The following is a 25,680-nucleotide window of genomic DNA, read 5'->3' as shown; positions in this document are numbered from 1 at the left end:
AATAGGAGTGAAATGAGATGAATAACATGCAGTTATTTGATTTAACGAATGCGCAAAAGCGTATATGGTATACCGAATTACTCTATCCAGATACATCCGTGTCACAGCTATCCGGTACAGCCAAGATGAAGGGTCACATCAATATCGCTGCCTTCATGCAGTCCATCAATTTGATTATCAAACAGTATGATGCGTTCCGCATTCGTATTACTTCAGTGGATGGAGTGCCCCAGCAGTATGTCGTTCCTTATGAAGAAAGACAGTTGGAGTGCTTGGATCTTACTCATATCGATAGTATTTCCGAGGTGGAAGCCTTACTTGAGCAGCACAAAAGCAAACCTCTGCCATTGCTGGACTCTGAACTCTTCCAGTTTTTGATTGTGAAGATTAGTGAGGAAGAGTATTGGATTAATATCAAAATGCATCATATTATTTCTGACGGGATCTCTATGGTGGTTTATGGCAATCAACTGACAGCCTTTTATATGGATTTAATTCAAGGAAATGAACCTAAGCTGAGCGATGATTGCTCTTATATTGAATATATTGCAGATGAGAACGCATATGAGCTTTCTGACAGGTACCAAAAGGATAAGGCATACTGGCTGGATAAATTCTCCGATTTGCCTGAACTCACAGGCTGGAAGTCATATAATCCGTTATCGCTAAGTACCCAAGCTGTTCGAGAACATTTTACTGTGCCGGAGACGCTATATAACGAGCTACAGGCATTTTGCCAACAAAATAGGATTTCTCTGTTCCAATTCTTCATGGGTGCGATGTATATCTACATACACAAAGTGACGAATCAGCCGGATGTGGTGATCGGTACCTCGTTCGCTAACCGGGGGAACAAGAAAGAGAAGCAAAAGATCGGTATGTTTGTCAGCACGGCTGCCGCCAGAACATACGTTGACAAGGATGTAGAGGTGTTAAGCTTCCTGCAGGAAGTAGCCAGGGACCAAATGTCAGTCTTGCGGCATCAGAAATATCCATACAATCAGTTAATTCAGGATCTTAGAGAAATGCACGGCAACAAGGATATCCAGCGGCTTTTTGGTGTTTCCATGGAATACCGCCTTATCAACTGGGTTGACTTGGATGACGTGCGCATTTTGACGGATTATGATTTTTGCGGCGATGAAGTGAATGATTTCGTGCTTCATATCGTGGAAATCTTGGATGAAGGCGAGCTTGTACTGGATATCGATTATCGGACAGAGCTGTTCGAACGCAGTGAAGTAACGGACATGGTGTCCCAGCTGCTTACGATCGCCGAGCAGATCATTCATACACCGCAGCTTTCCATTGCAGAAGTAAATCTATTGGGAGAAGCAGAAGAGCAATCCATTCTGGCTCTTTCGGAAGGCGATGTAGTGGATTACCCGCGTGATAAGACCATTCATGGCTTATTCGAGGAACAAGCTGAGCGCACGCCGGACCACGTAGCTGTTCAGATGGGCGAGCAGAGCATTACATACCTAGCTCTAAATGAGCAGGCTAACCAGCTTGCGAGATATTTGCGCACCGAAGGCGTTGGTGCAGATGTACTCGTGGGGATTATGGCGGATCGTTCCCTAGATATGGTCGTCGGCATGTTGGCGGTTTTGAAGGCAGGAGGGGCCTATGTGCCAATTGATCCTGAATATCCTGAAGAACGCATTCGTTACATGCTAGAGGATTCAGGAGTCCGTCTATTGCTCACCCAAAGCCATCTATGGGAGAGTACCACTTTTGACGGAAAGCTTGTGAGTTTGGACGAAGCGGCAACGTATACAGGAGATGCTTCTAATCTGGAGAGCATTTCGGGACCGAGCCATTTGGCCTATGTTATCTACACATCGGGTACAACTGGCAAGCCGAAGGGAACGCTGATCGAGCACAAAAATGTAGTTCGCCTGCTCTTTAACGATAACAATTTATTTGATTTCAGTTCCCATGATACATGGACTCTATTCCATTCGTTCTGCTTCGATTTCTCTGTTTGGGAGATGTATGGGGCGCTTCTTTACGGAGGAAAACTGGTGATTGTCCCATCCCTTACAGCCAAGAGTCCGGCAGCTTTCTTAGAGCTGTTGAAGGACAATCAAGTCACTATTTTGAACCAGACGCCAACATACTTTTATCAGGTTATACAGGAAGAATTAACGCACTCGTCCACAGAACTTAGCCTTAGAAAAATTATTTTTGGCGGAGAGGCCTTGAGCCCATCTCTTCTGAAAAACTGGCGGGCAAAGTATCCTGATGTGCAGCTGATTAATATGTACGGAATTACGGAAACGACGGTTCATGTCACTTACAAGGAAATCACAGAACATGAGATAGAAGCAGGCAAAAGCAATATTGGTAGAACCATTCCAACGCTTAGCGCTTATATTTTTGATGAGCACAGACGCTTGCAGCCTGTCGGGGTTCCGGGAGAGCTATACATTGCGGGGGATGGTCTTGCCCGTGGGTATTTGAACCGGCCAGATTTGACGGCTGAGAAATTTGTAGAACATCCGTATCGAGCGGGAGAACGCCTGTACCGAACTGGGGACCTGGCTCGCTGGTTGCCTGACGGCAATATTGAATATTTGGGCCGGATCGATCATCAGGTCAAAATTCGCGGCTACCGAATTGAGCTGGGCGAGGTCGAAGCCCAAATTCTCAAAGCTCCGGGCGTACGGGAAACGATTGTCCTCGCCCGGGACGACGAACAGGGACAAAAATTGCTGTGCGCCTACTATGTAGCCTCCAGCGATCTTTCGCCAGGGGAATTGCGGTCTCAGCTGGCAACGGAATTACCAGCTTACATGATTCCCTCTTATTTTGTTCGGTTGGAGCAAATGCCGCTTACACCTAATGGCAAGCTGGATCGCCGCGCGTTGCCGGCTCCTGAGGGTAGCGTACAATCCGGCGAGGATTATCTGGCTCCAAGAACTGCAGTGGAAGCACAGCTGGTGCTTATTTGGCAGGATATCCTGGGAGCTGCCCGCGTTGGCGTCCACGATAATTTCTTTGAGATCGGTGGTCACTCTTTGCGGGCAACATTGCTCGTTACGCGGATTCGCAAAGAGCTGGGATGCAGCATTTCGCTGCGTGAAGTATTTCAATCGCCTACGGTTGAATCCCTGGCGCGACTGGTGAAGGAACGCATTCCAACCGTGTACGAGTCCATTCCACAGGCTGAAGAAAGCGAAGCATACCCAGTGTCCTCAGCGCAAAAGCGGTTATACGTGCTGAGACAGATGGATGGGGGAGAGCTCAGCTACAATATGCCAGGTGCCTTCACCGTGGACGGACCGTTGGATCGCGTGCGGCTGGAGTCTGCGTTCAAGGCACTGATCCAGCGCCATGAATCGCTGAGAACCTGCTTTTATATGCAGGATGGAGAGCTTGTTCAGCATGTGCATAAGGATGTTCCGTTCACGTTGGGCTACACAGAGGCTTCAGCGGAGGAGACGGATACGCTCATTCACAGCTTTACCCGTGCCTTTGATCTGAGCCAGGCTCCATTGCTTCGTGTTAGCTTAGTGAAGCTGCAGGAGGAGCGTCATCTGTTGCTGTTTGATATGCACCACATCATTTCAGATGGGGTTTCCATTCAAATACTAGTGGAGGAACTCACGCAATTATATCAAGGAGAACAACTACCAGAACTGCATATTCAATACAAGGATTATGCGGTATGGCAACGGGAACAGTCGGAAAGAGAATGGCAAGACCTTGAAGCGTATTGGCTGCAAACCTTTGAAGGAGAGTTGCCGGTATTGGATTTGCCTACGGACTTCCAGCGCTCTTCGGTTCGGAGCTTCGAGGGCAGCCGTATTGATTTTACATTGGACGAGTCTGGCAATAAGGCGATACAAGAGCTTGCATCCCGTACAGGTACTACACTGTATATGGTATTGCTGGCCGCTTATTCGGTGCTGCTGCACAAATATACAGGGCAGAAGGACATCGTCGTAGGTTCTCCAGTAGCCGGCAGACCACAAGCGGAGCTTGAGGGCATCATTGGTATGTTTGTCAATACACTGGCTTTGCGCAGCTACCCGGCAGGAGAAAAAACCTTTCAGGATTATCTTCTGGAAGTCAAGGAAACAGCGCTCAAGGCGTTCGAGCATCAGGATTACCCTTTTGAGAAATTGGTCGAAAAACTGGGCGTAGGACGTGATGTCAGCCGCAATCCGCTCTTTGACACCCTGTTGGTATTGCAAAATACGGAGCAGGAAGAGCAAGACATGGATGGCGTGCACTTTACTCCTTACCCGATGGACACCGTCACAGCCAAATTTGACCTGTCCCTTAATGTAGAGGAGAAGGGCGCTGAACTAGCCTTTGGCCTCGAATATAGTACAGCTTTGTATCGGCGGGAAACTGTAGAGCGACTTGCAACCCACTTGCTTCGGGTTCTGCATGCAGTCGCGGCCAATCCTCAGTTGCAATTGGCCGAAATTGAAATGATCACACCGGAGGAGAAAGTACAGATCATTGAAGTATTCAACGCGACAGCTACTCCTTATCCAAGGGATAAGACCATTCATGAATTGTTCGCGGAACAAGTCAAGCATACACCGGAGCAGACGGCGTTGGTATTCGGCGATGTCCGGTTAACATACCTTGAGTTGGAAGACAAGGCGAGCCGCTTGGCCCAAACACTGCGTCGTTTGGGGACGCTAAGGGAGCAACCGGTGGCTATTATGGGCGGACGGAGTATCGAGATGGTGGTTGGTATGCTCGCCGTGCTTCAGGCTGGTGGAGCCTATGTGCCAATCGATCCTGATTACCCGGAAGATCGGGTTCGTTATATGCTCGAAGATTCCGATGTCAAGCTACTACTGGTACAAAAGGGCGAGCTTATAAATGTAGACTACGGTATACCGATTGTTGACCTCAGCAGTGAAGAGGCTTATGCGTCTGATCCTGTCCAAGCTGAGGAGACAGTTCAGGGACCACAGGGACTCGCTTATGTGATCTATACCTCGGGTACGACAGGTAGACCGAAGGGCGTTATGGTTGAACATCGGAACGTGGTCCGTCTGGTCAAAGAAACCAATTATGTGGAGCTGAACGAATCCACGCGAATTTTGCAGACAGGAGCCGTGGCCTTCGATGCCTCGACCTTTGAGATATGGGGAGCGTTGCTTAATGGTGGACAGCTTTATTTCGTAGAGAACGACGATATCCTGATTGCCGATCGGCTCAAAGCAGCTATTGCCAAATACGGAATTACGACCATGTGGCTTACTTCACCGCTTTTCAATCAGCTTTCACTGCAGGACGAGTACCTGTTCAGAGGACTGAAAGCATTGCTGGTAGGTGGTGACGTACTGTCCATATCTCATATAAACCGTGTCATTGAGGCTAATCCTGATCTTGTCCCTATCAATGGCTATGGTCCGACAGAGAATACGACCTTCTCCACCACCTACAAGATTCCGGGTCGTGTTGAAGGGGGCGTGCCGATTGGGCGCCCGATTAGTAACTCGACCGCTTATGTAGTCAATGGATCGCTGCAATTACAGCCCATTGGTGCTTGGGGCGAGCTGATTGTCGGTGGTGAAGGTGTAGCGCGCGGATACCTCAATCGTCCTGACCTCACAGCAGAAAAATTTGTCCCTAGTCCTGTTAAGGAAGGGGAACGCTGCTATCGAACTGGTGATTTGGTTCGCTGGCTTCCAGATGGGAACCTGGAATTTAAGGGAAGAATTGATGAGCAGGTCAAAATACGCGGTTACCGTATCGAACTCCCCGAAATCGAGGCTCAATTAGCCAAGGTGGAGTCAGTAGTTGAAGCCGTAGTCGTCGTTCGTGCGGATGAGCTTGGAGAGAAGCAGCTTTGCGCTTATTATGTGGCAGATCGTACGCTCACGGCAGGCGAAGTACGCCTTGCCCTATCGCAGGTACTTCCGGGCTACATGATGCCATCCTACTTTATCCAGATGGATCGAATGCCATTAACGTCGAACGGAAAAGTGGACCGCAGATCTCTGCCAGCTCCGCAAGTAGGTGCGCATACAGGACGGAAGTATACAGCTCCTCGTACACCGGCTGAGGAAGCTTTGGCATCTGTCTGGCAAGGAGTGCTGGGTGCCGAACAGGTGGGGATCCATGACAATTTCTTTGAATTGGGTGGAGACTCTATCAAGGCCATTCAGGTGTCGTCACGGTTACTGCAAGCTGGTTATCGGTTAGAGATGAAGCAACTGTTCAAATCCCCAACCATTGCCGAGCTAGGTGCAGAAATACAAACAGCCGTGCATATGGCTGAGCAGGGAGTTGTGCGTGGAGCGGCTCGCTTGACTCCAGTCCAGCAGTGGTTCTTTGGGCGGAAGCAGACAGAGCCCCATCACTTCAATCAAGCAGTTATGCTGTATCGTGAACAGGGATTTGAGGAAACGGCCTTGCATCAAGTGCTGAGAAAATTGGCAGAGCATCATGATGCCCTTCGCATGGCTTTTCGTCAGACCGAGCAGGGCTACGAGGCTTGGAACCGTGATCTTGGAGAAGGAGAGCTGTATAGCCTGATCACTGCTGATTTACGGAGCGAATCTAATCCGGTTGCAGCCATTACAACGCTGTCGGATGACATCCAGCGCAGCATCAATCTGGCAGAAGGTCCACTGATGAAGTTAGGGCTTTTCCATTGTCAGGATGGAGACCACCTTCTGATCGTGATCCATCATTTAGTGGTGGACGGAGTATCCTGGCGGATTTTGTTCGAGGACTTCGCAGCAGGCTATGAACAGGTGATCCAAGGACAAGCACTGACATTTCCGCAGAAAACGGATTCCTTCCGTGATTGGGGAGACGCTATTGCCCGTTATTCGGAAGGACCAGAAATCGAGGTGCATCGGGCGTATTGGAGCAAGCTTGGGGATCAGCCACTCGAGCAGTTGCCGAAGGATGAGGCTGTGGAAAGCCTTTTATTGCAGGATAGCGAAGTGGTGACAGCACAATGGACGGTAGAAGAAACCGATCAACTGCTGAGAAAAGCCCATCGTGCTTACCAAACGGAGACGAACGATCTGCTATTGACTGCTCTAGGCATGGCGGTATCCAAATGGTCTGGTATTGGTAAGATCGCTGTGAATCTTGAGGGGCACGGTCGTGAGCCGATTATATCGAATATCGATATTACCCGTACTGTTGGCTGGTTTACAAGCCAATACCCAGTCATTTTAGACTTGGGAAATGATCTTGAGTTGTCAGCCTTAATCAAATCAGTGAAAGAAGAGCTGCGCCGTATTCCGAATAAAGGTATCGGATATGGGTTGCTCAAAACGATGGCGAGTCAGGAGGACGCAGACAGTTTCAGCTTGCAGCCTGAGATTTCTTTTAACTATCTGGGGCAGTTTGATCAGGATTTGCAAGGAAGCTCGTTGCAGGTTTCTCCTTATCCGACCGGAAGCGCGCAAAGCCTGTTGGGAGAGCCAGCCTATACGCTAGATATTAATGGCATGGTGACAGACGGAGCCTTGACTCTGACGATGAGTTATAACGGAAAACAGTATAAGTCATCTACAATGAAACAGCTCGCTGGATATATTGAAGAAAGCCTACGGCAGCTTCTTCAGCATTGTGTAACCCAGGAAAGAACTGTATTGACACCAAGCGATGTGCTTGCCAAGGGGCTGAGCATTGCTGATCTGGAGGAGCTTTCTAAGCAGACCAGCCACATAGGCGATATTGAGAATGTATACAGCCTGACGCCGATGCAGAAGGGCATGCTGTTTCATGATATGTTCGAGCCGCATACAGGTGCTTATTTTGAGCAGGCCGCCTTTGACTTTAAGGGTAGTTTTGATCCGACCGCTTTCGGACACAGTCTGGATGCAGTGGTGGAGCGTCATGCCATTCTGCGCACGAACTTCTACAGTGGTTGGGGCAGTGAGCCTTTACAAGTCGTATTTCGGCACAGAGGCGCCAAACTGGTGTATGAAGACCTGCGTGAGATGAATGCACCGCAGCGTGAAGCTTATCTAAAGACATTTGCCGCTGAGGACAAAGCACAGGGCTTCAACCTGGCTGAAGATGAGCTTCTCCGTGTATCGATTTTGCAAACAGATGAAGAGAGCTTCCGTCTCTTGTGGAGCTTCCACCACATCGTCATGGATGGATGGTGTGTTCCATTAATTACACAGGAGGTGTTTGAACACTATTTTGCCCTCCTGGAAGGAAGAGAGCCTCAGCTGGCAGAGGTCCAGCCGTATAGCCGATATATTGAATGGCTGGAACAGCAGGATGAAGCAGCTGCGGCCGACTATTGGAGCCGATATCTGGCCGGTTATGAGCAACAGACGCTTTTACCTCAAGTCGGTGGAGCAGTCAAAGGAGAAGGCTATGTAGCAGAAAAGCTGAACTATCCTGTCAGCAGGGAATTGACTGAACGTCTGGAAAAGGTGGCCAGAGATGCTCATGTCACGATGAATATATTGCTGCAGTCCATCTGGGGCGTTGCGCTTCAACGCTATAACGGTAGTCGGGATGTTGTATACGGAAGTGTAGTGTCAGGCAGACCGGCTGAAATTCCGGGAATTGACCGGATGATCGGTTTGTTCATTAATACAATTCCAGTTCGTGTGAAGACGGAAGAACATCTCCCCTTCACAGTCCTGATGAAGCAACAGCAGGAGCAATATATGGCTTCTCATATGTATGACACCTACCCGTTGTTTGAAATTCAGGCTCAGACGGACCAAAAGCAGGATCTAATCTCACATATTATGGTATTTGAGAATTATCCTGTGGAAGAGGAAGTAGAGCGTCTAGGAGATGGCGAGGCTGCCTTTGAGATTGAGGAAGCGGAGCTTCTTGAACAAACGAATTACGATTTTAACTTAATTGTTCTACCGGGCAAAGAGATGAGATTGTTGTTCCAATACAATGCGCTCGTCTATGATCCAGCCACGATTGAACAAATCAAGGGTCACTTGTTTCACCTCATGGAACAAATTGTGGAGAATCCTGCAATTTCCGTGGATGCTCTGGAATTGGTTACGCCGCAGGAGAGAGAACAGATTCTGAGCGTATGGGGAGAAACGGAAGCCAGCTCCAAACACCGTACCACGTTTCACGGGCTGTTGGAGGAACAGGCGGCTCGAACGCCGGACGCGACTGCCATTCTGTTTGAGAACGAGATGCTGACCTATGCCGAGCTGAACGCAAAAGCCAATGGATTGGCGAGAAGACTGCGTGCTGAGGGAATCAAGACGGGAGACCTGGTGGGGCTGCTTGTTGAACGGTCAACGGATATGATCGTTGGGATGTACGGCATTATGAAAGCCGGGGGCGCCTACGTTCCAATGGATCCAGAGTATCCGAAAGAGCGAATCAACTACATGCTCGAAGATTCGGGGACGAAGATGATCCTTGCCCAAGCGCATCTTTTGGAGCATATAGACTGGATGGGAAATGTCCTGTTGCTGGAAGAACCGTCGACCTATGATGCCGATGAATCGAATTTGAAGGATACGGCCAACTCTGATGACCTGGCTTACGTGATCTATACTTCGGGCACGACGGGTCAGCCTAAGGGCGTGTTAGTAGAGCACCGCGGACTACGAAATCTGTCGGACGTATATCGGGGACTCTTCGAAGTTACACCGCAGGATCGGATCGTTCAGTTTGCAAGTCTGTCGTTCGATGCATCGGTTTCCGAGATTATAACGGCACTGAGCCACGGGGCTACTCTATGCATTCCTTCTACGCAAGATATTTTAGATCATGCCCTGTTCGAGCAGTTCATGAACAGCAAGGCAATTACGATAGCGACTCTGCCACCAGCTTACATTATTCACCTTGAGCCGGAGCGCCTGCCAGCACTGCGATGCCTGCTAACCGCCGGATCGGCCACATCGGTCGAGTTGATCGAAAAATGGAGGAAGCACGTACAGTACTTCAATGGCTATGGCCCAACAGAGGATTCTGTATGCACCACAATGTGGACTGTCCCGGACAGTGAAGAAACGATGGAACGGGTGTCCATTGGACAACCCATTGCTAACCATCGTGTGTATATCTTGGATGACCATTTCAGAGTGCTGCCTGTCGGCGTAGCTGGAGAGCTATGCATTTCAGGTATCGGGTTAGCCCGGGGCTATCATAACCAGCCTGCGTTAATGGATGAGAAGTTCGTGGACAATCCGTTTACTCCAGGAGAGCGTATGTATCGGACGGGTGATTTGGTTCGTTGGTTACCAGATGGAACTATCGAGTACTTAGGTCGGATAGATCACCAAGTCAAAATTCGTGGCTATCGGATCGAGCTGGGCGAGGTCGAAGCACACATGCTCAGAGTGCCGTTCGTTCAGGAAGTCGTGGCCTTGGCTGTGGAAAGTGAGGATGGCTACAAAGATCTAGTCGCTTACTTTGTAGCTGCTCAGAAGCTTGAGGTATCGGAGCTCCGGGCAGTTCTGTCGGAGATGTTACCTGGATATATGATCCCTTCCCGCTTCGTACAACTGGAGGACATGCCTCTGACGTCGAACGGAAAAATAGATCGAAAAGCGCTGCAGGGTGAGCAAGGATGGGCAGTTGCTTCATCTGAGGCTCCACAGACACCTGTAGAAATTCAATTAGCCGAAATCTGGCAAGAGGTGCTGGGTGTAGAGAGCGCGGGAGTAAAGGATAATTTCTTCCATTTTGGAGGCCATTCACTGCGTGCAGCTCTGCTAGTCTCGCGAATTCGTAAGGAGATGAACCGTGAGATTAGCCTAAGAGAAGTGTTCGAGTCGCCTACCATTGAAGGCTTGGCTCGTGCCATTGAGGGCTATACACCGCTGAATTTTGAAGAAATTCCTACAGCGGGAGCGCGAGAGCACTACCCATTGTCCTCAGCCCAAAAACGGCTGTTTATCCTTAGCCAGCTGGAAGGCGGAGAGCTGAGCTACAATATGCCAGGTATCCTTACGGTTGAGGGAGCCCTGAATCGGGAACGACTGGAGCAGGCATTCCGTCGTCTGATTCATCGTCATGGTTCACTGCGCACCCGTTTTGTGACTGTTAACGGTGAACCTGTACAGCAGATCCTACCGGATGTTCCGTTTACAGTGGAATATGCGGAGTTGAGCGAGACAGAGGCAGAAGCTGCCCTTCAGCAGTTTGTTCATCCTTTTGACCTTGGCGAAGCACCATTGCTGCGGGTAGGTCTCATTCGAATTGCACACGAGCGCCATTTACTGTTGTTCGATATGCATCATATTGTCTCGGATGGGGTTTCTATGAATATTCTCATAGAAGAGTTCCTTCACTTCTACCAAGAAGAGGACGTATTGCCTGCGTTGCAGATCCAGTACACAGACTATGCGGTATGGCAGCAAGAGCAGCTCGGAAGCGAGCGTCTCAAAGCCCAGGAAGCTTACTGGCTGGATGCATTCCGCGGAAGCTTGCCAGTGCTGGATTTGCCAGTAGATGAAGTTCGTCCTGCGGTACGAAGCTTTGCGGGAGATCGGATTGACTTCCAGATTGATGCTTCTCTGAGCGCTTCACTCCAGGAGCTGGCTACCCGAACAGGTTCTACGCTGTTCATGGTGCTGCTGGCAGCCTATACGACGCTCTTGCACAAGTACACGGGGCAGGAAGATGTCATTGTCGGTTCACCAGTGGCGGGAAGATCCCATGCCACACTCGAAGGACTCATCGGTATGTTCGTAGGCACAGTGGCACTGCGTACTTATCCAGAGGGCGAAAAGTCCTTCGAGGCTTACTTGAAGGAAGTGAAGGAAACAGCACTGCGGGCCTATGAAAACCAGGATTATCCGTTCGAGGAGCTGGTAGAGAAGCTGGAGCTTCAGCGTGACCTGAGTCGTAACCCACTATTTGATACTATGTTTGTTCTGCAAAATATCGAGCAGGGAGAACAAGAAATAGAGGGATTGCGTTTCACTCCTTACGATCAGGCCCATCCTGCTGCCAAGTTCGACCTCACGCTGACAGTGAGTGAAGCGGATGGGGCATTGAACTGCACGTTGGAATACGCGACTGCAATCTACAAGCGGGAGACCGCTGAGCGGATGGCAGGCCACTTTGTACAGCTTATTCAGGAAGCTATCGCCAATCCGGGATTGTCGTTGTCATCCCTTGATATCGTGACACCGCAGGAAAAGTCGATGCTGATGAAAGATGCAGACGAAGCCAAAGCAGATTATCCTCGTGACCAAACGATTCATGCACTGTTCGAGGAACAGGCTGTCCGTAATCCGGATGCAGTAGCGGTCGTATGTGAAGAGGCAACCTTGTCCTATAGCGAGCTGAATGAGCGAGCCAATGGACTTGCCAGAACGCTCCGCGAGCGTGGTCTGCAACCAGACGGTTTGGTTGGAATCATGGCGGATCGTTCCCTTGAAATGGTCGTCGGGATTTTGGCCATCTTGAAGGCAGGCGGGGCTTATGTCCCTGTCGACCCTGAATATCCAGAGGACCGCATTCGCTTTATGCTTGAGGATTCGGGAGCTAAGCTGCTGCTGACACAAGCGCATCTGGAGACACGTATCTCCTTCACCGGGGACATCGTTAATCTGGACGAGGCGGCTTCCTACAAGGGAGATGTCTCAAATCTGGAGCCTACGGCTGGACCGAATCATCTTGCCTACGTTATCTACACATCGGGTACGACAGGCAAGCCAAAGGGAACGCTGATCGAGCACAAAAATGTAGTCCGCTTGCTCTTTAATGATAAAAATATGTTTGATTTCGGTCCTCAGGATACGTGGACGCTGTTCCATTCATTCTGTTTCGACTTCTCCGTATGGGAGATGTACGGGGCATTGCTGAACGGAGGTCGTCTGGTCATCGTTCCATCGCTTACTGCGAAGAGCCCAGAGCGTTTCTTGCAGTTGCTTAAGGACCAGAAGGTTACCGTGTTGAACCAGACGCCAACATACTTCTATCAGTTACTACAAGAAGAACTTAGTCATCGCGCGGCAGAATTGAGTCTTCGCATGATTATCTTCGGCGGGGAGGCATTAAGCCCGGCCTTGCTCAAGGACTGGAGAGCGAAATATCCGCAAGTGCAGCTCATCAACATGTATGGCATCACGGAAACGACCGTGCATGTAACGTATAAGGAAATTACGGAACTGGAAATTGAACAGGGCCGCAGCAATATCGGTATCCCGATTCCGACACTACGTGCGTACATTCTGGATGAACAACGCCGTCCACAACCGATTGGCATTCCGGGTGAACTCTATGTGGCGGGCGAAGGCCTGGCGCGTGGCTACCTGAACCGACCGGAATTGACGGCAGAGAAGTTTGTAGCTCATCCGTTTGAAGCGGGCGAGCGCATGTACCGCTCAGGTGACTTGGCACGCTGGTTGCCGGATGGCAGCATGGAGTATTTGGGACGGATTGACCATCAGGTTAAAATCCGAGGTTACCGTATCGAACTAGGAGAAGTGGAGGCGAAGTTGCTCCATGCTCCGTCTGTGAGGGAGGCCGTTGTGCTTGCCCGGGAGGATGGAAGTGGACAAAAAGTACTGGTGGGCTATTTCACTGCCGATCAGATGCTGACAGTAGGCGAATTGAGAAAAGCCTTGGCTGCTGAGCTGCCGGCTTATATGATTCCGTCTTACTTCATGCAATTGGAACAGATGCCGTTGACACCAAATGGTAAGCTGGATCGCAAAGCACTTCCAGCTCCTGAGACCAATGTGCAGACTGGAGCGGTTTATGAAGCGCCGAGGAACGCAGCTGAGGAAGCTTTGGCTTCTGTATGGCAAGGTGTGTTAGGAGCACAGCAGGTCGGCATCCATGATCACTTCTTCGATCTGGGTGGTGACTCCATCAAGGCGATTCAGGTGTCCTCTAGATTGTTCCAATTAGGATATAAATTAGAGATGAAGGATCTCTTCAAATATCCGACAATTGCTGAGCTAAGCCCGTATCTTCAAGTAGCCGGACGCACAGCAGAGCAGGGTGAAATCAAAGGTGCAGCGGAGTTAATGCCAATTCAGCGCTGGTTCTTTGAACGTCACACAGCGGAGCCACATCATTACAATCATGCTGTCATGCTCCATCGGAAAGACGGCTTTGATGAGGCTGCACTCCGGTTGACAATGGACCAAGTTGCGATTCATCATGACGCGCTACGTATGGTTTTCCGTTCTACAGAAGCTGGATATGCAGCTTGGAATCGGGGAATTGACGAAGGCGAACTCTACACATTGGACATCGTCGATATGAGACAGGTAGAAGACCAGGCAGCTGCTGTTCAAGCGCAGGCCGATGCCATCCAGGCAAGCTTCCACTTGGAAGACGGCCCTCTGTTCAAGCTAGGCTTGTTCCATTGTAATGATGGCGATCATTTGTTGATTGTCATTCATCACCTCTTGGTTGACGGCGTATCCTGGCGCATCCTGTTTGAAGACATTGCAACAGGATACGAGCAGGCATTGAATGGAAAAGCGATTGTTCTTCCGCAAAAGACCGATTCGTATCTTGTATGGTCCGAGCAAGCGGCGAAGTATGCAGCAGGCCCTGCCCTGGACGAGGAACGTTCATACTGGCAGCAGATTGAGGAGACGATGCTGGCTCCACTGCCAAAGGATGAGGATCAGGAACCGGGCACCATTCGGGATACCGAGTCGGTTACGGTAACGTGGTCTGCTGAAGAAACGGACCTGCTGTTGCGACAAGCAAACCGGGCTTATCATACGGAGACGAATGATTTGCTCTTGACTGCGCTGGGAGCAGCTATTCAGCGCTGGACAGGCATGGAACAGATTTTGGTTAACCTTGAAGGGCATGGCCGGGAAATGATCGTACCAGATCTGGATATTACCCGTACCGTGGGCTGGTTCACCACCCAATACCCTGTTCTGCTGAACGTGCAAGGTGGGCAGGAAGTATCTGCCCAAATCAAGCGCATCAAGGAGAATTTGCGAGAGGTTCCGCACAAAGGCATCGGCTACGGTTTGCTGAAGTATATGGCACCGGAAAAAGGTACTCGATTCAGCGTAGAACCGGAAGTTTCCTTCAACTACCTTGGACAGTTTGATCAGGATTTGGAAGGCAATGCTCTTAGCCTGTCTACACATTCAGTCGGTAAGGCGCTCAGTGATCACACACCACAGCAATATGCTCTGGATGTGAATGGCATGATTGCCGAAGGCCAGCTATCACTGACGATTACGTACAGCAACAGGCAGTACCGTAAGGAGACGGTAAGTCATTTTGCTGAATTATTACAGTCAAGTCTTAGCGAGGTCATCCAGCATTGTGTGACTCAGGAGCGTTCGCAGCTTACGCCGAGTGATGTTCTGTTCCAAGGACTGACCCTGGAGCAGCTTGATCGACTCACAGCCCAAACGGCCCATATTGGAGAGATTGAGGATGTGTACAAGCTAACGGCAATGCAGAAGGGCATGCTCTTCCACAGCTTGCTGGAGCCGGACTCCTCTTCATACTTTGAGCAGGCAACGTTTGAGCTACGTGGCAGCTTCGATGTAGATATCTTCTTCGAGAGCTTCCAGGCTTTGGCGCAACGACATGCCATATTGCGTACCGGCTTTTACAACAATATCGCTGATGTACCGCTGCAAGTTGTCTTTAAGCAACGGCCAATCCCTCTGAACTACGTAGATTTGCGTGCCGGTACGTTGCAGGAGCAAGAAGCCCAAATTCAGGCTTATACTACTGAAGATATGGCTAAGGGATTCAGCTTGTCAGAAGATCCGCTGATGCGAGTGACTGTTTTGCAAAAGGAACAAAGCTGCCTTGTATTGTGGAGCTTCCATCATATTGTCATGGATGGCTGGTGCATCCCGATTATTACACAGGAGCTGTTCGATTATTATTCTGCCCTGCGTCAGCAAGTACAGCCTGTACTACCACCGGCTCAGCCCTACAGCCGTTATATAGAATGGCTTGATGCACAGGACGATCAAGAGTCTTCAACATATTGGAGCCAATATCTCGAAGACTATGACGGTAATACTGTATTGCCGGAAGCTAAAACGAAATCTCAAGCTAAAGTAGAGGGTTACGTTCTGAATGAGCATGTTCTCCATTTGGGCGCGTCCTTGACCCATAAAATGGATGTTGTCGCGAAGCGCAATCATGTGACCGTCAACACACTCATGCAGACAGCCTGGGGCCTGATTCTCCAACATTACAATGCCAGCTCCGATGTTGTTTTCGGTGGCGTTGTATCAGGTAGACCTGCTGAGATCGCGGGGATCGAGAATATGGTGGGTCTGTTTATTAATACAGTACCTATCCGCGTACAGACATCCAAAGACGAGGCCTTTGTCGATGTGATGAAACGTACACAAGCACATTCGTTGGCTGGTCGTGCCTACGACACCTATCCGCTGTATGAGATTCAGGGGAAAACAAGCCAAAAGCAAGACCTGATTTCTCATATTATGATCTTTGAAAATTATCCGCTCGACGAACAGGTAGAACAGTCGGGTAATCACACAGAGGACAATCTCGAAGTCGCCAACTTCGCCATGTTTGAGCAAACCAACTATGACTTTAACCTCGTTGTCATTCCAGGCGAGGACATTAAGGTCTGCATTCGCTACAACGCTTCGGTCTACGAGCAAGAAAGCATTGCGCGAATCGGAGGACATTTGTTGCAAATGCTCGATCAGGTAGCTACTCGTCCGCAAGCGACGATACAGGAGCTGGAGATTGTAACACCGGAGGAACGGACGAAGCTGCTTGACTGGGGTGGCAAGGCTCATGCCTATCCAAGTGATCAGGGTCTGCATACCTTGTTTGAGGAACAGGTTGTCCGTACGCCAGATAATATCGCAGCAGTAAGCGGCGATATCCAGATCACGTATCGGGAGTTGAACGAGCGGGCGAACAGACTGGCTTCGACCTTGATAGACCAGGGACTGCGGAGTGAACAAGTAGTGGGTCTGTTGGCGGATCGGTCAGTGGAACTGCTGGTTGCCATCATGGGTGTACTCAAAGCGGGCGGAGCCTATGTACCTATTGATCCTGAATATCCGCAGGAGCGGATTCAGTATATTCTGAAGGACTCCGGCGCTGAGATTCTGCTCACACAGAGCCACCTGACGAAGCTGGCCTCCTTTGAGGGAATGGTTATGGAATTGGATTCTCCGCACATCTACGGAACCGGAGTGGATAATCCTAATATTCCTGTAAGAGGAAACGACCTAGTGTATTTAATCTATACCTCAGGTACAACAGGGAATCCGAAGGGAACCATGATTAACCATAAAGGGATCGTGAACTACATCTGGTGGGCCAATAAGGTCTATTGTGCAGGGCAACCAACGGACTTCCCGCTGTACTCATCCATTTCGTTTGACTTGACGATGACATCAATGTTTACTCCGTTAATAAACGGAGGAATAGTACGGATTTATGATGGTATAGATAAGGCAGAGGTCGTTCAGCATATTTTGCGCGAAAATGCGGTCGATATTCTCAAGCTGACGCCGACGCATCTCAGTCTCATAAAAGACATGACCATTCCAGCGGAGAGTCGTATTCAGCAGCTTATTGTGGGTGGAGAGAATCTGACCACTCATTTGTCCAAAACGATTACCGATCTCTTTGGCGGCAACATCAAAATTTACAATGAATACGGCCCAACCGAAACCGTCGTTGGCTGCATGATTCACCTGTACGATCCTGCGAAGGATACACGGGAATCTGTACCGATTGGATTGCCGTCCGACAACATATACATTCATATCCTGGATGAACAGCTTCGTCTTGTACCGTTAGGTGTGGAGGGCGAAATGTACATCGCCGGGGACGGAGTAGCCCGTGGATACCTGAATCGTCCAGATCTTACCGCAGAAAAATTCATTAGGGATCCGTTCGCTGCGGAAGGAAATATGTATCGGACCGGAGATTTGGCTCGTCGCCTTCCTAATGGAGACATTGAGTACATTGGGCGTATTGACCATCAAGTTAAAATACGGGGCTATCGTATTGAGCTCGGTGAGATTGAGGCCAAGTTGCTGGATATGCCACTTGTGGAGGAAGCTCTCGTTGTTGCGTGGGCAGACGCCAATGGACAGAAGTCTCTATGTGCTTACTTTGTAGCTGATCGGGAAATGTCTGTCAGCGAGCTGAGAAATGAACTGTCTGCCGAACTGCCTGCATATATGATTCCGTCTTACTTTGTCCAAATGGACGTAATGCCTTTGACACCAAATGGCAAGCTGGATCGTAAGGCACTGCCTGAACCAAACTTGGGTGTGAAAGCAGGAGCCGCCTTTGCTGCTCCGCGGACGGATGTGGAGAATATTTTGGCTTCGATTTGGCAAGGTGTGCTCGGCGTACCGCTTGTTGGCATACATGATAATTTCTTTGAACTTGGAGGCGACTCGATCAAATCGATTCAGGTTTCATCAAGACTTCTCCACGCAGGCTACAAACTGGAAATGAAGAATTTATTCAGCTATCCAACAATTGCGGAACTGGCTCAGCGTGTTAGCGCAGTCAGCCGAATTGCAGATCAGGGCGAGGTACACGGAACGGTAAAACTGGGACCTGCCCAGCGCAGATTTTTCGAAGAGCAGTCAAAGGATCTACATCACTTTAATCAGTCGGTCATGCTGTACCGACGCGAAGGCTTTAATACCGATGCGCTCGCCAAGGTTATTCAAAAAATTGCAGAACACCATGATGCGCTGCGACTGGTATTCCGCCAAGGAGAGCACGGAGTAGAAGCGTGGAACCGCAGTTTGGGCGAAGGTGAGCTGTATAGCCTCCAAATCCACGATTTGCAGGATGAAAAAGACCCGGCTTTGGCAATAGAAGCTGGTGCAGAAGCCATTCAGCGCAGCATCTCTCTGGAGGATGGACCGCTCTTTAGACTAGGTTTGTTCCGTTGTGCGGAAGGCGAACATTTGTTGATCGTTATTCATCATTTAGCTGTGGATGGCGTATCCTGGCGTATTCTCTTTGAGGACTTGCAGGAAGGCTACGAACAAGCAGCACGTGGAGAAGCGGTCAAGCTCCCACAAAAGACGGATTCGTACCGGGCATGGGTTGATGGGATCACGCAATATGCCAACAGCCCGGCGGCTGAACAAGAACGCAGCTTTTGGGCAGAGGTGGAAGGAAAGGGATTTGCCCTTCTTCCAAAAGACAAGGTAGACGGCGCTCTTCTCATAAAAGACACCGAGGCTGTTACGGTAACATGGTCGCCAGAAGAGACAGAGCAGTTCCTGAAAGAGGCGAATCGCGCTTACAATACGGAAGTTAACGATCTGCTCTTGACGGCCCTAGGTATGGCTGTTCACGAGTGGACAGGGATCGAACGTGTAGGCATCGTGCTGGAAGGACATGGACGGGAGCCTGTTGTACCGGAATTAGATATCACTCGCACAATAGGCTGGTTTACAAGTCAGTATCCTGTCGCCCTTGAGATGGGAGGCGAAATGGAGATCGGCGCCAGAATCAAGCGTATTAAGGAAGGCCTGCGTCGTATCCCGAACAAAGGTGTAGGATATGGTATTTTGAAATATTTGAGTGACGTATCCACTGGCTCCTCCTTCTCGGCAGAACCGGAGATTACCTTCAACTACCTGGGGCAGTTTGACCAGGATCTTGCAGAAGGAACGATGGAGGTGTCCCCTTACTCGGCAGGGTCTGAGGTCAGTGAGGAGATGGTGCAGCATCAGGCCTTGAATATTAATGGACTGATTACCGAAGGACAGCTTCAGCTTTCGGTCAGCTATAACCATCAACAATTCCATGTGGATTCGGTAGAAAAGTTTGCCGGTATCTTGAAGGAACGTCTCAGTGAAGTCATTGGACACTGTGCAGGCAAGGATAGAACCGAGCTTACACCAAGCGATGTACTCCTCAACGATATCAGCTTGGAGGAAATCGAGGAGCTGGAAGAGCAGACACGGCACATCGGTAGCATTGAAAATGTGTATAAACTGACACCGATGCAAAAGGGAATGCTGTTCCACAGCTTGCTGGAGCCTCATTCAGAGGTCTACTTTGAGCAGGCCACATTTGAAATTCAGGGAGTATTCTATCCTGAGGATTTCAAACGCAGCTTACAGCATCTGATGAAACGGCATGCCATACTGAGAACGAATTTCCATGCTGGATGGGGCGACTTCCCTATACAGATTGTGTTCAAAGAAAGAGCATGCGATTTCGTATACGAGGAATTGCATGAGCTGGAACCGGGCGAAATGGAAACGCGTCTTGCAGCTTATATGGACCAGGACAAAGCGAGAGGTTTTGATCTGACGAATGAAGCCTTGCTGCGTGTTGCTATTCTACGTACTGCAAAAGAGCATTACCATCTGTTGTGGAGCTCTCATCACATCATTTTGGATGGCTGGTGTATGCCTCTTGTGCTCCAGGAAGTGTTTGAAACGTACGGAGCTCTGCGTGAGCAAAGGGAGCCTGAACTTCCTGTAGCAGCATCGTACAGCCAGTACATTCAATGGTTAGAGAAACAAGGCGAGGAAGAGGCATCCTCCTACTGGAGAGGGTATCTGGAAGGCTACGAGCAGCAGACGAAGCTGCCACAGGCCATCACACAGCCATCGGCAAAAGCAGAAGCCTACGTGTCGGAGAAGCTGGTATTCACGTTGGATGCGGATTTGACTGAGCGCTTGGAACAAGTGGCCAAACAGCATCAAGTGACGATGAACACGCTGATGCAAGCTGCTTGGGGAATCGTATTGCAACGCTACAATAGAAGTCAGGATGTCGTCTTCGGAAGTGTGGTTTCGGGGAGACCTGCCGAGATTCCAGGCATCGAAAGCATGATCGGTCTCTTCATTAATACAGTTCCAGTTCGAGTTCAGGCCGAAGGAAGCGAAACGTTCTCTCATGTGTTGAAGAGACAGCAGGAATTATATTTGGCTGGGCATGCTTATGATTCCTATCCGCTCTATGAGATTCAGGCACAGAGCGAACAAAAGCAAGATTTGATTTCCCATATCATGGTATTTGAGAATTACCCGGTAGAAGAGCATCTGGAAGAGAAAATTGCCAATGATGAGGCTGAATACAAAATTACGGATGTTCAGATGTTTGAACAGACAAATTATGATTTTAACCTCATTGTGCTGCCGGGACGTAGTCTGGAGTTCTTGTATCGTTATAATGCCCGTGTCTATGACCGGGAGAGCGTGGAACGGATTCAAGGGCACTTGACGAAAATTCTGACAAGCGTATCTGTACAACCTGCTATCCGTATTGATGAGCTGGAGCTGATAACGCCAGAAGAGAAATCACAAATTATAGAGGTATGGGGAGACACAGCAGCTCCTTATCCGCGTGAGAAGACCCTTCACGGCATATTTGAGGAAAAAGCTGCACTCACACCGGATCATACAGCACTTATTTTCGGCGAAACGGAGCTTACCTACGGAGAACTTCATCAGCAGGCCAACCGCCTCGCACGTACGCTGCGTGCGCAAGGGGTCAGACCAGATCAGCCAGTCGGCATCATGGTCGAGCGTTCGCTTGAGATGATCATAGGCATCCATGCCATTCTAAAAGCGGGCGGCGCTTATGTTCCGATTGATCCGGAATTCCCTGAGGATCGTATTCACCACATGCTGGAGGATTCGGGAGCGAAGCTTCTGCTGACGAAGAGCCATCTCAAGGATCGTTTCCCATTCACTGGCACGATCCTGGCACTGGATGATCCGCAGGCGTATCATGCGGATGACTCCAATCTGGAGCCAATTGCAGGACCAGAGCATCTGGCGTATATCATTTACACGTCAGGTTCAACCGGCAAGCCGAAAGGTGTAATGATTGAGCATCGCTCCGCCGTCCATACACTGAGCCAGTTGGAAGCTGAATATCCGATGTTGGCAGGTGACCGATTCCTGCTCAAAACGACATTCACCTTTGACTTCTCCGTACCGGAGCTGTTCTGTTGGTTCTTTGGACAGGGGACGCTTGTGATCCTGCCGCAGGGCGTGGACAAAGATCCGGTTGCACTGCTGGAGGCTGTGGATGCGAACCGAATCACGCATCTTAATTTGGTACCTTCGATGCTCAGTGTGCTCGTTCAATATTTGAAAGAAAGCAGTACCCAAGGATTCCTTACTCTGAAATATCTGTTTGCCTGCGGCGAGACGCTGCCTGCCAAACTTGTGGAAGAGTACTATAAAGTATCACCTTATGCCGTACTGGAGAACATCTACGGTCCTACGGAGGCGGCTGTATATGCGACTCGATATACAACGAGTCGTGAGACTGCGACTCTAACGCATGTGCCTATCGGCAAACCGTACGCTAACGTCCAAGTATGGATGATGGATAGCGCTTCTCAGGTATCACCAGTAGGTGTGCCGGGGGAACTCTGCATTGCAGGTGGAGGGGTAGCGAGAGGGTACTTCAATCAGCCGGAACTGACAGCAGAGAAGTTCATTCCTCATCCGTACAAGTCGGGTGAACGGATTTACCGAACGGGCGATTTGGCTCGGTGGTTGCCTGACGGGAATATTGAGTACTTGGGACGGATTGATCACCAGGTAAAAATCCGCGGTTACCGCATTGAGCTGGGAGAAGTGGAAGCACAAATTCTGAAGGTACCATCGGTGCAGGAAGCGGTTGTTCTAGCACTGGCTGACTCCAGCGGAAGTACTCAGCTTTGCGCATACTTTGTGGCCGAGGAAGGGCTCGCAGCTGGCGTTCTACGCGAGGCACTGGGCAGCGAGCTGCCAAGCTATATGATTCCGTCTGCTTTCGTACAGCTCGCACAAATGCCGCTGAATCCAAATGGCAAATTGGATCGCAAAGCGCTACCGGCACCGGAAACACTTCTGCGGAGCATAGCCGAGTATATCGCGCCGCGTACGCAGACAGAAGTAGAGCTTGCTAAGATTTGGTCCGAGGTGCTCGGCGTACAGGAAATCGGGATCAGGGATCAATTCTTCGAACTTGGCGGTCATTCACTGAAAGTATTGGGCTTGATCCAAAGGATCTCGTCCAGTATGGGTGTTCATCTCCCACTTCAAGCCGTATTTAATCTGCCGACTGTGGAAGAAATGGCGCATGAAATTTTCAAGCTGCAGGCAACAACTGCTGCCGATGAACAAGAAATGGAAATTATCCGCTTCCCAGGAAAAGGAGCGCTTAAAGTATTTTGCTTCCCTCCTCGGGTAGGTCACTCTCTGGGGTACTATGAGATGGCCAAGGAGCTGGATGGGCTTTGCGAAGTGTACGGGATGGAATTTATCGGCGACCGTTTCCAGGGTCAAGATATGTTGGATCGATACATCGATGCCATCGTGGGTATTCAAGCAGAGGGTCCGTATATATTCTTGGGATACTCACTTGGAGGAAATCTTGCCTTTGAGGTAGCTAAAGCCATGGAAAGCCGAGGTTACCATGTTGGGGACATTATTATGGTAGATGCTATGAGAAAGATGTCCAAGGATGAATCGACACCTGAGGAGCTTGAAGAGATTGTCGAGACGGTGCTGGACAGCATTAGGGAGCAGTACAAAGCATTCCTGGCCGATCCAGCCGACAGGGAGCGAGTCATGGACAAAATGTTGGTTTACTCCAGCTACCGCGATGAGCTTATTAACGCAGGTGAAGTTCATGCGAATATCCATGCTATGATTGCAGAGGATGATAGTGTTGGTCCGGATACATCATTAGATAAATTGTTATGGCAACAGGCAACACTTGGCCAATACAAAGAATACGGGGTCATCGGAACGCACGATGTGCTGCTTGATTCCGGTTTTGTTGGGGAGAATGCTAAAGTACTGAGACAGATACTTGGTAAAATTGCAGAAGCCTCATCTAAAAACAAGCCTATTTTGTCTTAATATCAATCAACCAGAATAGTAGTGGGCAACAAAGACGCCCGGGTTCCTTTATAAAGGAGGGACCCGGGCGTCCTTTTTATTTTATGAAATCCGCAACATGCAGAGAGTAGTGCCCTTAATGATCAGTGTTTGTTTTAGCAATGGTTGACCGAGAATAATGGATATTGGAGATGAGATCACGGATGACTTGAATGACGAGCTCAGGTTGATCATGGATAATCATATGTTCGCTCTTTTTGGCGACAATAAGCTTGCTGTTGTTAGAGATGTGGAGCATCTCGCGCTGCCCGATTTGCCAGCTTTGTTCGATCTGATCATTTCCACGTTTACTTATACCGAACTGAGTCAAATTTTGCTGAATGCCTCGGGCAATTACGCGTACAGGGAGGTTGCCCAAATGCTGGCCGCGTATGGCATCTTCGGTAGTGCTCGCCAGATCACCCTCCTCGGCAACAGAGCGAAAGTACTTGGGGGAAGCAACAATGTTCACGAAAGATTTTCTATCTCGATACTCCACCCGACCGTTTAGCATTAAGTTGGGGAACAGACGAAAAGCCCCCGATCTTTCTAGGAGAATGGATATGAGCGGCGAGGGATTAACCTTAGGCCGTTCTTTGGCATAGATCTTATTTGTCCGGCGGGCATCATTCTCGGGCCTAGCATCCACCAGAACCAATCCTGCGACTTCGTCTCTGTACGTCTGTGCATAGAGTCTTGAGTACATCCCCCCGAGGGAATGGCCTACAAGGATATATGGAGCTTGGATGTCTGCATTTTTTAGAGCGGTATGAAGCTCCCGAACGATGTTTTCGCCGGTACGTGGAGTATTTGCCTCTTCGCTCCATGCATAGCCTGCCCGATCATAGGATACAACGGTGGCAAAGGATGATAGCTTCTCGGGAATATCTCTCCAAGAAAGGCTACTTTCCCCGCTCCCTGATTCAAGCACTATCGTTGGAGAGCCGGCACCCATTTTATGAATATGGAGACGATAACCTCCAGCGTCGACCATTCTCCCCAGAGGAGGATGTTGCGACTTATCATGTTTGGATGCAATCCACTCATACACAAATCCAGAGATAACAACAAGCAGTAAGCAAGAGATAACCCAAAACACAACTTTCGTCCAGGTCAGCCTTCGTTGTTTCATATAACATCTACTCCTCTATAAGGTCATTATTCAATTCACAAAATCTATTTCATATGAGGTAAAATTGCTTTGGTGTGGTTGGGCCATGATGAACTTTCATGTAAACATTAAGTTGGAGTTCTGTAGTATCTACCTATTCACTATTAAAGGCTGGGGGGAATGGCGCGGGCGTTCCTTATCATTTATACCCATCCTTTGTTTGTCAAATCATCAATATTAAAGAAAAAATGAATATACAATTAGGAACCATTTGAACAAAAGCCTAGGGCCTAGTTACAAATATATAGGTGTGAAAACAATTTAATAAAAAAACTTGCATTTAAAAATCCAGAATGATATACTCTAATTCCGGCCAAGAAGACATAGTAGTTGCGAGCGAGAGATACAAAAAAAATGTTTTAAAAAATGCTTGCAAAGTTGGTTCGGAAGTGATATGATATAAAAGTTGATGAGGCGATGAGTTGATTCAACGAAAGAAATGTTTGATCTTTGAAAACTGAACAACGAGTGAGTAAATTGATTTTGTTCGCAAAATCAAACAAAGAGATATTTTATCTCGTCAGTTTCAAAATGAGCTAATCGCTCTTTCTATAACCAACTTCGGTTGGTCTTTAATGGAGAGTTTGATCCTGGCTCAGGACGAACGCTGGCGGCGTGCCTAATACATGCAAGTCGAGCGGGGTCAGTTAGAAGCTTGCTTCTAATCAACCTAGCGGCGGACGGGTGAGTAACACGTAGGCAACCTGCCCACAAGACAGGGATAACTACCGGAAACGGTAGCTA

2 protein-coding genes and 1 rRNA gene are annotated in these 25,680 nt (G+C 49.2%); 2 read left to right on the top strand and 1 reads right to left on the bottom strand.

Translation table 11 applies throughout. From position 1 onward, the window contains the following. Positions 1–17 precede the first annotated feature (17 nt). Positions 18–23,747 (top strand): non-ribosomal peptide synthase/polyketide synthase, encoded by a 23,730-nt coding sequence (locus G9G57_RS22430; RefSeq protein WP_164965572.1) that lies wholly within the window; start codon positions 18–20, stop codon positions 23,745–23,747. Between the two features lie 115 nt (positions 23,748–23,862). Here the strand turns inward: G9G57_RS22430 and G9G57_RS22425 are convergent, their stop codons facing one another. Continuing rightward, on the bottom strand, positions 23,863–24,897 hold the full coding sequence (locus G9G57_RS22425) for an alpha/beta hydrolase (RefSeq protein ID WP_016818884.1): 1,035 nt from the start codon (positions 24,895–24,897) through the stop codon (positions 23,863–23,865). Positions 24,898–25,508: 611 nt separating this feature from the next. On the opposite strand from G9G57_RS22425, the gene G9G57_RS22420 reads away from it, so the two are divergent. Further along, positions 25,509–25,680: ribosomal RNA gene (locus tag G9G57_RS22420) — 16S ribosomal RNA — on the top strand; the annotation flags it as partial.

It is taken from the genome of Paenibacillus sp. EKM211P (assembly GCF_011066175.1).
Taxonomy (GTDB): Bacteria; Bacillota; Bacilli; order Paenibacillales; family Paenibacillaceae; genus Paenibacillus; species Paenibacillus polymyxa.
The sequence above is the reverse complement of the archived record's forward strand: the minus strand, read 5'-3'. Positions and strand labels throughout refer to the sequence as shown.